We start from the raw sequence: 12,786 nt of genomic DNA on the forward strand, positions 1-12,786 counted from the left end.
CAGTGGGAGCTTGCCTGGATCTTTCAAAGTACGGGAGAGTTCGCACAGAGCGATTGGTAATCTTCCTGCGATACAGCATAGTGAACGCGTACACGCCAGAATGCGGTAGCCGTTGTCTCCATGCTCGCCTCAGCGAGCTTATGCCCCGCGGCTCGCCGCGGGGCTCTTCTTTTCGGTGCCCCCGTCAGGGCCCACTGACTTGAGGGTGCAAGTCCCTTACACGCCCGGCAAGGGGAAGTGTCAGCCTGAGACAAGGGTTTCCCGGGCGACTGGGAGTTTGAAGGAAGTCCGAGGCAAAGCGCTGGCCTGACGAACAGGAAGCGGATGAGGCGTCGTATCGGGGTGAGGTAGCCGAAATTGCCAAAGCCCAGTACTTGCACGGAACGATCCGATCGGCTTGCCGAACTGGACACGATCCTTAGCAAGGCGTGCCGCCGGCTCGTAGGCCACTTCGGCCACACGGTATTCCCCCCCATTTCTAGCGGTCGTTGGAAGTAGAGGCTAGGCCATGATGGCCAATCGTTGTTTCGGGGTAATGCCGTCGAGCGCCATATTCGGGCGCTCGTGATTGTAAGACCACAACCATCTGGTAGCGTAGTCCTGAACCTCGGCAACGGTGTCGAACAGGTAGTGCGCCAGCCAGTCATACCTGACGGTCGCGGTTGTACCGCTCGATGTGAGCATTCTGCTGCGGCTTGCCTGGCAGGATGAACTGCAGCTTGACTCCTCGCTTGCCGGCCCAGTCCTTCAGCGCTTCGCTGACGTATTCCGGGCCGTTGTCGCATCGGATCGCCTGCGGCTTACCCCGCCACTCGATGATCTGATCCAGGCAACGGATCACCCACGGTGATGGCAGCGAGAAGTCCACGTCGATACACAGCCACTCACGGTTGAAATCGTCGATAACGTTGAACAGCCGGATGCTGCGGCCGTCGGCCAGTTGGTCGTGCATGAAGTCCATGGACCAGCTTTCATTCAACGACTGTGGCACTGCCAAAGGCTTCGGCTGCTCGCGTACCAGTCGTCTGCGGGGCTTGATGCGCAAGTTCAGCTCCAACTGGCGGTAGATGCGATACACGCGCTTGTGGTTCCAGCCAAAGCCCTTCACGTTGCGACGCCGTCGCCAGTGAGTTGCCCACCGCCGGGCGGCGTCGTGGTCGACAAAGGCGACTCGCCGCCCGCCTGCGGACAACTCGAACGACGCCATCAAAAGGAACCCAACTATCGACATAAAATTCAGATGTAAGACTGTCCGACGAAGCGGGGTACCCTCGGACAGGCTGTCGGCGTTGTGCCAATGCTGCCGTCAGCGGCTCCTGCAGCGCCCGGGCGCCTAGCGGGTGGGGCACTACCTACGTCGCACTGGCGGGCACCGGCCCACCGATAACGAACTCGGCCTGGACCGGTGGCACGACGCGATGTCATGGCACTGCCAAGCAAGTGGTGGCACCCCGATGCAATCGCCCGCGGCGACGTTCCGAGAGACTGAAGCCTCAACAGCCCTATCTTCACGGAGACACAACATGCCCGTCATTGTTTGCGAATGCAAGGTCGGAATCGAAGCTGGCGTCAAGGCCAAGATCGCCAGCGAGTTCACGAGCGCGATCAGGGAGATCATCCTCTCGCCGCTCGACTTGATTAGCGTCGTATTCCATGAATCCACGCCCGAGAATACCTACCGTTCGGGAGAGCCCACTTCCGAAACGCTGATCTTCTGCCACATACGTGATGGGCGCAGCGACGGCGCCGTGCTATCGCTGGCCAAAAAGGTGAGCACGATCTGGAGCGCGTGCACCGGGGCAACGGAGGACGAAGTCGAGGTTCTCGTCACACTGTATCCCGCCAAGTACGTCGTGCGCGGCGGTGAACGCCTGCCCGAAGCCCCTCGCGTGTGAGGGTGGGTCAGCCTGCACGGACCAACGGGAGCGACCTTGTCTATGCACGGGCGGTCGTTGGCCGTGAGGTCTCGGCCCGGAATGTGTGTCTGCGCCGCATGCCGAACCTCAAACTGAAGATAAAAAGAGACAAGTCAATGAAGTCAACCCGCCCTAAGCCGGTAATCGCAGATTCAGGCCACCGGATGCGGACTTCCGGATTCATATTATGAGTAAAGTCATCATCACATGCGCTGTCACCGGTGCGATTCATACGCCCTCAATGTCACGGTATCTACCGGTCACACCGGAAGAGATCACCGAAGCCTCGGTCGGCGCGGCCGAAGCGGGCGCCGCGATCATTCACCTTCATGCACGCGATCCTGTCACGGGCAAGCCGGACCAGAGCCCCGATGCATTCGGCCGATTCTTGCCGCAAATCAAGGCACGCACCGACGCCGTGTTGAATATCACCAGTGGCGGCTCGCCCTACATGACGATCGAGGAGCGCATTCAGCCGTCAATGCGCTTTGCGCCCGAGGTGGCTTCACTCAACATGGGCTCCATGAACTTCGCGCTGTTCCCGATGCTCGCGCGTTTCAAGGAGTTCAAACATGCATGGGAGCGCGAAGCGCTGGAAGCCAGTCGTGACCTGATTTTCCGCAACACCTTTAAGGATATTGAATACGCCCTGGCGCAATGTGCTGCCAATGACACGCGCTTCGAATTCGAGTGCTACGACGTGAGCCACCTCTACAACTTGGCGCACTTCGTCGAGCGCGGGCTGGTCAAGGCGCCGTTCTTTGTCCAGACTGTGTTCGGCATCCTGGGCGGTATCGGCACGCATCCTGAAGACGTGTTGCACATGAAGCGGACGGCCGACCGACTGTTCGGCAATGACTATCGCTGGTCGGTGCTGGGGGCAGGCAAGGATCAGCTTCGCCTTGCAGCAATGTCTGCCAGTATGGGCGGCAATGTGCGCGTCGGATTGGAAGACAGCCTGTGGCTTGGGCGGGGCACGCTCGCCGAGAGCAATGCAGCGCAGGTGCGGCAGGTGCGGCAGATTATCGAGGGGCTTGGACTCGAAATCGCCAGCCCGAACGAAGCCCGAGACATCTTGCAATTGAAGGGCATTGGGAAAGTCGGGTTCTGAGAAGGAACAGGGTCGACGTTTTTGCCCAGGCAAACCGCGTGGCCAGGCCCATGGGGCCGCGCGCCGAGATCACGCGCGCCCGGTGCGGCCGACGCCGCAATCGGTCAGCAGTGCCTTTCACCGGGATGTTGGGACGCCATCGGCCAGGCCTGAGTCGCGGATTTACCGTGCTTGATGCCATTGCGCCGCGGCCTCGTTGAGCAACGCATCTCGGCGACCTACCTCGGCTGCGCTGACCGCACTTCGATCGCCTGCCGATGGGCCGGGATTTCCTGCTTTAGCGTGCGGCACATCGAGGGGCGCGGACTATCGTCTTGGGCAGCAAGTGCGATGCTGGATGGGATGCGTCAGCGACCCCCTCCCCATAAGGGGTCTTCACCCGCGACTGATTCGCTTGCGAGGCCAAGGGGCCGCGCGCACAATGAGGCCGGAAGCAAGGTCGAAGCGGAGGTAAGCAATGCATGGTCACCTAGACTCACAAGATGAATACCGCGAGGTAGGGGGCGAACTCGTATCCGGCACCATTGTTGACTCGCGCACCACACATGTTGAAGTCCTCGCGCGCCGGGCGACCGGGCCCATCTCCTGGCGTTTTCGTCAACCGCGGCTCGCGCTGTTCTGGTTTCGGAACGGCCTCAAAGAGTTGCATCTGGAACTCGACGGCCGCCGCATCCACTCGGGAATAAAACAAGGAACAAACCTTGCTCTGTTCCCGGCCTCGATTTCAGTCGAAGGCGAGTTCGACGTAGCCCCGAACTTCGACTACACGGTGGTCTTCCTCGACCCGATCGTTGCCTCCGACGCCGGCTGCCACTTCAATCGGCCGCTGATTGCCTTTGGCAACGAAGATCTGCAACGTGGCCTTTCAGTCCTATGCCGTGAGGCGCGCAATGCAGACAGCCTTTACGGGTTGTTCGCCGAGGGCTGGGCAATGCAAGCACTCGCCCTACTGGCGCGGGTCGACGGCAGCCAGCCAGCCACCATTCGCCAGTGCGGTGGCCTCGCACCTGGCAGCTTGCGGCGCGTTATCGACTACATCGAGGCCGACTTGTCGAGGCCGTTCACGATCAAGGGCCTGGCGCAAGTCGCCGGTGTCAGTCCCCGGCATTTCATGCGGGCTTTTCGCGAAAGTGCCGGGCAGACGCCCTTGCGCTTTGTGTACGGTCTGCGTCTCGAGCGTGCCAAAGAGTTCCTCCTGGATCCTCGTCGCACCGCAACCGAAGTCGCGCTGGATTGCGGCTTCAGCCACGCTCAGCACTTCAGCACCGCATTCAAGAAGGCGACCGGCGTCACGCCGTCCGATTTCCGCAGGGCTGCGACGCGCTAATGCGTTACGCGGCCCCGGGTGCCATAGTGGCGTTGGTCATCGTGATTTCCTTCAAGGACAAAGTTCGGTGGATCGCACATCAAACGAATCCAGACTTCACGATGGCCACCCCGAGCGAAGTGGTCGCTGCGCGGCAAGCTGCTTCGGGCTAAGCCCTACGCGCTTTGCCGCGCAGCGAGTGGCACAAGACTTACCTCACTTCCTGGGACACCAACCGATGGAGAGCTCACGCTCGAAATACGTCCAGGTTGTCGGTCAACCATTCGGTCAACGAACGTGGGGCCTTTCCGGTCAGTTCCTCGACCGTCGACGTCGTTTCGGCGATCACAGACTCGCGGAACATTTGGTCGAGTCCAACCAAAAGATCGGCTACGAGCGGAGAAAGTCCGGCGCCGAGCAGCGCCTCTCTCTGCTCAGCAGGCGAACGGTCGACGTAAGTAACCGGATGTCCAAGTAGGCGCGCCAACTCCTCTGCCACCTGGTTCATGGTCCACGCACGCGGGCCAGACAGGTGGTACGCACGTTGCGACGCCGGCTCGATCTCCTCGAGCAATGCAATGCGGGCTACTTCAGCAACGTCGCGGGTATCGATGAAGTTCACACGCCCATTACCTGCTGCGCCGGCCCAGGAACCGGCGGCGACGTGTGGCCCCAGGCGCTTGAGCACGTGGCTGAAAGTGCCAGGGCGCAAGACGGTAGATGCGATTGGCTGCTGCGCCAGATGCGCTTCGATCTGCATGTGCCAAGCGATGGGAAGAAGTCGGGTCGCGGGACCGAGGGCGGACAGTTTGACGATGTGCCGAACGCCTGATGCAACTGCTGCATCGATCAACGCGATTTCGTTGGCGACCTGTTCGAGGGAGGTGCCATGCGCGATGAAGAGCCGGTCGACGCCGCGCAGGGTCTCCTCAAGCGTGTCCGCGCGTTTGAAGTCGGCCTTGAGTGTTACCACCCCTTCGGGCAGTCGCGCTGTGCTGGGTTGGCGCGTTAGTGCGACCAGGTCGATCGGGTCAGCGGCGAGCAACGCCGTCAATGTAGCGCCAACGCGTCCTGTTGCGCCCGCGATGGCGATCCGCGGTTTTTTGATATTAGGCTTCGAGAGCAATGTCAGTACCTTTAGGATGTATCACGGAACGTTCGTTCCAATTTGTCAGGGGGTGCCTGGTTGTAGAGCCAAGCTTCTTCGGCGCCCGGCAGGCAGCAAACTCTGTATGTTCTGGCGGCAGCGCATTCTGCTGCGGCTGCCGCCAAAAAGACCATGGCGAAAGTGGAGGCGTTAGCCGAAATCAAGCTCCATGATCGGACCGGAGCCGGCAGCGATAGCCGCTGCCAGAGAATGTATTTCGGGTAGCAGCTTCTTGAAATAGAAGCGCGCTGTCGCGACTTTCGATGCATAGATCGGGTCGGCAGAGGCGGGGTTGACGAGCCCGATCGCAGCCATGCGTGCCCACATCCATGCTAGACCGACATGGCCGGCAAGCCGAAGGTAGGATGCAGCAACGCTTCCCAAGACATGAGGATCCGTTTTGGCTTGCATCAGTACTTCGTGCGTCGCGTTCCGCAACACTTCGGTCGCGCTCGAAAGCGGGGCGGTAAATTCCCGCAGGACTGGATTGTTGGCATTCGCGTCGATGAACTCGGTGACGATTGCAAGGAACATCTCCAGCCGTGTGCCCTGGTCGGGGAGAACTTTGCGTCCAAGGAAGTCCATGGCTTGAATGCCGTTGGCACCTTCGTAGAGCGGGATGATACGTGCGTCACGAAGATGCTGTTCGACCTGGTTATCCACGATATAGCCATGTCCACCAAAGACTTGCATTGCCAAGCTGGTACATTCGACGGCGAGGTCGCTGCTGAATGCTTTAACGATCGGAGTAACCAGCGCAGAGAGTTCTGCCGCCTGATGCCGGACGCCGGAGTCATCGGCGAAGTGCTGGGTGTCGGCCAGCTGGCATGCCCACTGCGCGAATGCTCGTGTTCCTTCGACATATGCTTTCTGAGTCAGCAGCATACGGCGCACATCAGCATGCTCGATAATCGGATCCGCAGGGACGTTACGGGTCGATGCTGTCGGGGACCTTCCTTGTGTGCGGTCCTTGGCATAGCCCAGTGCCTTCTGGTACGCCGCCTCCATCAGTCCGATTGCGTTGACCCCGACAAGGAGCCGCGCGTGGTTCATCATGACGAACATAGCCGCGAGCCCCTTGTCTGGCTCGCCCACCAGATAACCTGCTGCACCATCGAAGTTCATCGTGCAGGTGGCGTTCGCATGGATGCCCATCTTGTGCTCCAGGGAGCCACAAGTGACTGCGTTGCGTTCGGCCAAATCTCCTTCAGGCGACACCAGGAACTTTGGAACAAGGAAGAGGGAGATACCCTTGACGCCGGGGGGCGAGTCCGGTAACCGGGCGAGTACCAGATGGACGATATTGTCCGTGAAGTCGTGTTCGCCTCCCGAAATGAAGATCTTCGTACCGGTTATGCCGAAGGTGCCATCGGCATTCGGTACTGCACGGGTGCGCAAAAGTCCGAGGTCGGTGCCGCAATGCGGCTCGGTCAAACACATGGTTCCCGCCCATTCGCCGGAAGCCAGCTTCGGGAGGTAGAGCGCCCTCTGCGCGTCCGAACCATTAGCCGCCAGGCATGTGTAAGCCGCCTGCGACATACCAGGATAGGCCGCCCAGGCCATGTTAGCGCCAGCGAATATCTCCATGACAGCCGCATTGACCGCGTTCGGCAGTCCCTGGCCACCATGCTCCGATTGACATGCCAGTGCGGTCCAGCCTGCTTCAGAAAATTGCTTGTACGCGTTCTTGAATCCATCAGGCGTCGTCACCACACCTGACGAAGGCATGGTGCAGCCTTGACGGTCTCCAATGCCGTTCAAGGGCGCCAGAATTTCTGTAGCGAACTGACCTGCGGCTTCGATTACCTGGTTGATCGTGTCGGGATCGGCAATTTCGGCAATTGGGGAACCGGCGGACACGTCGAGCAGTTCATGCAGCACGAACTGAAGATCGCGGACGGGGGCGTGATAGTAGTTCATATGGTTCGGATGTGGTGGCAGCCGCATGGCAGGCCAGAGAGAAATCGAGAAGGGATGAGCGGGGCGTTATGCATTGCTTTGCTCGGCAACCAAGCGCGAACGCAAGTCTCTACGCAGGATCTTGCCAACCGTTGATTTGGGGAGGGCATCGATCAGCGTAATGTGTCGTGGCACTTTATAGGCCGCAAGATGGGAGCGACAGTGTGCCTCCACTTGTTCCGTGGTGAGCGCCATGTTGCGTGGCACGATGAAGAGGTGCGGGGCCTCGCCAGAACGCTCGTCAGGCACCCCGATACAGGCTGCCTCGAGGACATCGGGCATCATTGCGACGACGGCCTCGATCTCATTCGGATAGACGTTGAAGCCTGAGACGAGAATCATGTCCTTCTTGCGGTCGACCATTGTCATGAAGCCCAATTCGTCCATGACAACAATGTCGCCCGTCCTGAACCAGCCACCATCAAGGAACGCTTTCCGTGTTTCGTCGTCTTGATTCCAATATCCGCTGAAGAGTTGTGGTCCCTTGATCAGAAGTTCGCCTGCAACACCAAGTGGGACGTCGTGCCCACTTTCATCTACCAGGCGAACGTCGGTCGAAGGCGCAGGAATGCCGATCGTCCCGCTTCGCCCAGGAGGATTGAAGGTGGCGCTCGGTGAGGTCTCTGTAAGACCATAGGCTTCGGTAACAGGGGGAGCACCGGCCGCGAGCCATCGCTTTGCAATAGCGTCCTGGATTGATGCCCCGGCGCCAATCACCAAACGCGTGGCGCTGAAGTCTACGGAAATGAGTTCCGGTGTGTTCACCAAGCTGTTGAACAAGGTGTTGACCCCGATAAAAATCTGGAATGGCCGCCGCTTCAACTCAGCAAGCACAGCACCAGCCTCACGCGGATTGGGAACCAAGCGATTCTCACAACCGAGCAATAGCGCCAGTAGTGCAGTTGCAAGCGGGAAGATATGATACAGAGGCAGTGGTGTCACCATTGATGCCTCCGAGCCTGCTAGAGGCGGTCCAACCCAAGTCGAAACTTGCGCCAGACTCGCGCAAACTGACTTGTGCGTGAGGACTGCCCCCTTGGACACGCCCGTCGTGCCACCGGTGTATTGCAGAATGGCGATGTCCTGAGCGGTCTGTGCGACCGGGGAAAGACTGCCCCTGCTTCCCTGCAGAATCGCGTGGGCTAAAGGTTGGCACGTGCGACCACCGGTCGTGCCGGCATGTTGAACAGCGCCAGCATCTTTTGCGAGTGCCGCGAGTTGAACGGCAATAGGCTTCATTCCAACAACCGGTGCCGTCAGCACCTGAACAATGCTGGTTTCCTCCAGCACTTGCTGCAGCGACTGCTGTAGTTGGTCGGCGACGATAATGCAGGTGGCGCCAGAATCCTGCAGCTGATGCTTCAATTCACGCGGTGTATACAGGGGGTTGACTGGAACCGCCACCATCCCTGCTTGAAATACCGCTGCCAGGCCGATCAGGAAAGCTGGGCAGCTTGGCAGCATCAACGCTACACGGTCCCCCTTTTTCAATCCCGATTGCTGCAGGAACGTCGCGAGCGCCTCGGACAGAATACCGAACTCTGCGTAACTAAGTGATTCCTCCAGGCAGGTTACCGCAGGACGCGTGGCGAACGAGGCGACCGCGCGTGCAATCATGGGCCCCAGTGTCGCTGTCGCGTCCACCTCAATGTCAAGCGGTATCCCGGCGGGATAGGAGCTATGCCAGCGTCTGGCTTCCATATTCATGTCTCTCAGTTGTTATACCCTGGTTAATATCCAGGTTGTTTCGCTCTGTTGCCATCCGCCCCACGGCTTCCCGAACGAAATCGGGTCCGTGTAGTGAGATGCATCGTGACGAACGCGCAGCTCACCGGTAGGCCTACCGACCGAATACTCGTGCCGGGGATTGGCGCCAACAGATTCCGCGTGATCCGTTAGTTAACGATCGTTTTGCAAACGATGCTAGGTTGCACACTGAGTGATGTCAACAAGTATTTACGGTTTGTGATCTGATCTGCGTATGCCGTTGGGTGCCCCCCAGCACAGGAGTGGGACGCGGGCAGGGCGCCTTCGTGTCCCGAGGAAGGCACTCAGTCGGGCCGCGAAGAGACAGCGCTTAGACGGGCTACGACGGCCGGTGTGCAGGACGGCATCCGCGGCTCCCGGCCCTGCCTGGCGCAGGCCAGTATCTTGGGGATCGGCAGACCGTGCGCCGCAGCATACAACGGAGGCAGAACTTTCCTGAACGATCGTCATGCTACAATTCCTGCCATGTCCTGAGTTCGAAGTGAGCCGAAAATGCGCTACTCAAGCACGCACAAGCAGGAGACGCGGGAAAAACTCCTCAACAGTAGTCAAGCGATTGCCAAAAAGGGAGGATTCGATTCCACGGGAGTCGATGCCCTGATGGGGGCCATCGGGCTTACGGGGGGCGCCTTCTATAGTCATTTTGGCTCCAAAGCGGAACTGTTCGCGGAGGTCATCCAGCGGGAGTTGGCCAACAGCGCTGAAATGCTCGCGGGCGAGGATGAGACGGCAGAAGATCATTTCGTGAAACGCATCCGAAGCTATCTCAGCAGTTCTCATGCGCTGCATCCGGAATCAGGCTGCGCCCTGCCGACCTTGGGACCTGAAATCGCGAGGTCCGGGCCAGCAGTCCGCGCCTCAGTGGAGGAAAGCGCGAAGAAGCTGCAGAGCAGTTGGAAGCAGCGTCTGGACGATCCGGACGCGGCCTGGGCGTTGATTGCGCAGTGCGTGGGTGCCATTTTGCTGGCCCGGGTGGTTGAAACCGACCGGACCAGGCAGCAGATTCTCGCTTCCAGCCGTCGTTTTCTCGGGCGGTCTATTGAACGGCTCGGACCCCTCAGCAAGACCTGAGCGGTGCCAATGTAGCACCCACCCCTCCGGGCGCTGTTCTGCGCCCTTCTGGCTTCTTCTCGATGCGCGCAGATAGGTGCGTGCATGCCGCGGTACCACGCTTTCATTGCGACGGCTTCGATTGTCGGACCCGGCCGCACCGCACGTGCTGTCGATGCTTGCGCTTCGGGCCCCAGCGCGCGAAGCCATGCAGCCAAGCGCCGTCGCGGCTTTTCTTCTTCCATCCTTACAGCTTCGCCACTGCGCGTGCCGCGCGGTGCGTGCTCCTGAGCTTTCTCATCATAGGTGCGTTAGGGTAAGTTGCCCTTGACTCCTGCACAGGGATGAAATAACCTCCTTTTACTAAACGGTCGTTTGTTAATAAAGGAGACGATGATGGATGTCAAAGAGCAGAGGGTCGCGCTCGTGATCGGCGCGGGGGACTCAACGGGTGGTGCAATCGCGAAGCGTTTCGCCGCGGAAGGCATGGTCGCTTGTGTGACGCGTCGTTCAGCGGACAAGCTCCAACCGCTGGTTGACTCCATTCGCGATGCCGGCGGGATGGCCTACGCGTTTGGCACGGACGCGCGCAAGGAAGAGGAGGTGGTCGCCCTCATCGACAAGATTGAGTCCGAGATCGGTCCAATTGACGTTCTCGTATTTAACATTGGCGCCAATGTGCCTTCTTCCATCCTTGAGGAGACAGCGCGGAAGTACTTCAAGATCTGGGAGATGGCCTGCTTTGCAGGATTCCTGAACGCAAGGGAAGTTGCCAAGCGCATGGTGCAGCGTCAACGCGGCACGATTCTCTTTACCGGCGCTACTGCGGGTCTGCGAGGCAAGGAAAACTATGCCGCGTTTGCGGGCGCCAAGCATGCACTTCGCGCGCTTGCGCAAAGCATGGCCCGCGAACTCGGCCCGAAGAACATCCATGTGGCCCATATTGTGGTGGACGGCGCGATCGACACCGACTTTATCCGCACCAATTTTCCGGATCGTTATGCATTGAAAGACCAGGATGGCATTCTGAATCCGGAGCATATCGCGCAGAACTACTGGTATCTTCATTCGCAACCGCGCGATGCCTGGACCTTTGAACTCGACCTGCGTCCCTGGACAGAGACCTGGTAATCAAAACGTCTGACCACATGGGATAGAGACCGCTTGCGCACGATCGCAATGCCTTGCCACCCGAAGACATTCTTCATTCTGTCTGTTGATGGCCCAACTTCGCGATGTGCCAGAGACAGACGCGGTCATAGCGGGACGTCTACCCCGGTATTCACATCATCAAGAGGGCAGCATGAGGGAAGCAGTCATTGTCTCGACGGCACGGACCGGGATCGGTCGCGCCTATAAGGGTTCGCTGAATCACACAAAATCGCCGACCCTCATGGGGCACGTCATATCGCATGCGGTTCAGCGTGCCGGAATCGCCGCGGAAGAGATTGAGGATGTCGTGATCGGTACATCGATGCCGGGAGGCACGGCTGGCATGAACATTGGCCGTCTTAGCGCGCTAGCCGGCGGACTTCCGGTCAACGTCGCGGGCCAGTCCATCGATCGACAATGCGCCTCGGGCTTGATGGCGATGGCCACCGCAGCAAAGCAAATCATTGTGGACGAGATGGATGTGGTAGTGGCAGGGGGGCAAGAGAGCATCTCATTGGTTCAGGACCGTTTTGTCGAATGGATGACGAGTGCGGCCGACTCGGAATTGATCGAGCGGGTTCCACATGCCTACATGCCGATGCTGCAGACTGCTGAACTCGTCGCAAGGAGATATGGCATTTCCCGAGAGGCGCAGGATACTTACGCGGCGGAATCACAGCGGCGTACGGCACTTGCCCAGGAGGAGGGCCGCTTCGCGGCCGAGATAGTACCGTTCCAAACGTCCATGGCGATCCAGGATAGGGAGACGGGGGAGATCAGTTTCCGTGACGTGCTACTGGACCGTGACGAAGGGAACCGTCCCGACACAACGGTTGAGGGGTTGGCAAAGCTCAGGACAGTCATCGACGGCGGCGTCGTCACCGGGGGCAACGCAAGTCAGCTTTCAGATGGTGCCTCGGCTTCGGTCCTGATGGACCGCCGCCTGGCCGAGCGGCGCGGATTGCAGCCTCTTGGCATCTACCGCGGCATCGCGGTGGCGGGCTGTGCGCCCGAGGAAATGGGTATTGGCCCGGTTTTTGCGATCCCGAAACTCCTGGAGCGGCATGGGTTGAAGGTTAGCGATATCGGTCTGTGGGAACTGAATGAAGCGTTCGCGTGCCAGGTTCTTTACTGTCGCGATCGCCTTGGTATCGATCCAGACCGATTGAATGTGAACGGTGGCGGGATTTCCATCGGGCACCCGTATGGCATGACGGGGGCAAGGCTTGTCGGTCACGCCCTGATCGAGGGAAAACGCCGTGGGGAGAAATATGTTGTCGTCACGATGTGCGTCGGTGGTGGAATGGGGGCCGCGGGGCTGTTCGAGGTAGCGTAAATCCCCGTTGGAAGACGGGAGAGTTCCGCCCGCGATCTCGAC

The 12,786-nt window shown here is 59.6% G+C and carries 9 protein-coding genes and 1 pseudogene; 6 read left to right on the plus strand and 4 right to left on the minus strand.

Going from position 1 to position 12,786, the window contains the following annotated elements:
* Positions 1-501: 501 nt before the first annotated feature.
* Positions 502-1,114: pseudogene (locus tag RR42_RS25165) on the minus strand (IS3 family transposase); the annotation flags it as partial.
* 409 nt (positions 1,115-1,523) lie between these two features.
* On the opposite strand from RR42_RS25165, the gene RR42_RS25170 reads away from it, so the two are divergent.
* The 3 genes from RR42_RS25170 (at position 1,524) to RR42_RS25180 (ending at position 4,354) form a co-directional block, all read left to right on the plus strand.
* Positions 1,524-1,895: a tautomerase family protein gene (locus RR42_RS25170; RefSeq protein WP_043353971.1), complete on the plus strand. Its 372-nt coding sequence runs from the start codon at positions 1,524-1,526 to the stop codon at positions 1,893-1,895.
* Positions 1,896-2,103: 208 nt separating this feature from the next.
* Positions 2,104-3,027, plus strand: coding sequence for a 3-keto-5-aminohexanoate cleavage protein (locus RR42_RS25175; protein ID WP_043353973.1), 924 nt, complete (start codon positions 2,104-2,106; stop codon positions 3,025-3,027).
* A 457-nt stretch (positions 3,028-3,484) separates the two neighbouring features.
* Positions 3,485-4,354 carry an AraC family transcriptional regulator gene (locus RR42_RS25180; protein ID WP_043353975.1) on the plus strand — a complete coding sequence of 290 codons (870 nt, stop codon included), beginning with the start codon at positions 3,485-3,487 and terminating at the stop codon, positions 4,352-4,354.
* A gap of 226 nt (positions 4,355-4,580) precedes the next feature.
* Here RR42_RS25180 and RR42_RS25185 read toward each other — a convergent pair whose 3' ends face one another.
* From RR42_RS25185 to RR42_RS25195, 3 genes are all read right to left on the minus strand, one after another.
* Positions 4,581-5,459, minus strand: coding sequence for an SDR family oxidoreductase (locus RR42_RS25185; RefSeq protein WP_043353977.1), 879 nt, complete (start codon positions 5,457-5,459; stop codon positions 4,581-4,583).
* A 171-nt stretch (positions 5,460-5,630) separates the two neighbouring features.
* Complete coding sequence (locus tag RR42_RS25190) at positions 5,631-7,400, minus strand: acyl-CoA dehydrogenase C-terminal domain-containing protein (RefSeq protein WP_043353980.1); 1,770 nt, start codon at positions 7,398-7,400, stop codon at positions 5,631-5,633.
* A gap of 66 nt (positions 7,401-7,466) precedes the next feature.
* Positions 7,467-9,146: an AMP-binding protein gene (locus RR42_RS25195; RefSeq protein ID WP_236702188.1), complete on the minus strand. Its 1,680-nt coding sequence runs from the start codon at positions 9,144-9,146 to the stop codon at positions 7,467-7,469.
* 552 nt (positions 9,147-9,698) lie between these two features.
* On the opposite strand from RR42_RS25195, the gene RR42_RS25200 reads away from it, so the two are divergent.
* The 3 genes from RR42_RS25200 to RR42_RS25210 all read left to right on the plus strand — a co-directional run bounded on the left by RR42_RS25200 (position 9,699) and on the right by RR42_RS25210 (position 12,744).
* On the plus strand, positions 9,699-10,277 hold the full coding sequence (locus tag RR42_RS25200) for a TetR/AcrR family transcriptional regulator (RefSeq protein ID WP_043353982.1): 579 nt from the start codon (positions 9,699-9,701) through the stop codon (positions 10,275-10,277).
* 375 nt (positions 10,278-10,652) lie between these two features.
* On the plus strand, positions 10,653-11,387 hold the full coding sequence (locus RR42_RS25205; protein ID WP_043353984.1) for an SDR family oxidoreductase: 735 nt from the start codon (positions 10,653-10,655) through the stop codon (positions 11,385-11,387).
* A gap of 172 nt (positions 11,388-11,559) precedes the next feature.
* Positions 11,560-12,744, plus strand: coding sequence for an acetyl-CoA C-acyltransferase (locus tag RR42_RS25210; protein WP_043353986.1), 1,185 nt, complete (start codon positions 11,560-11,562; stop codon positions 12,742-12,744).
* Positions 12,745-12,786 lie beyond the last annotated feature (42 nt).

It is taken from the genome of Cupriavidus basilensis, assembly GCF_000832305.1.
In the GTDB taxonomy this organism is placed as follows: Bacteria; Pseudomonadota; Gammaproteobacteria; order Burkholderiales; family Burkholderiaceae; genus Cupriavidus; species Cupriavidus basilensis_F.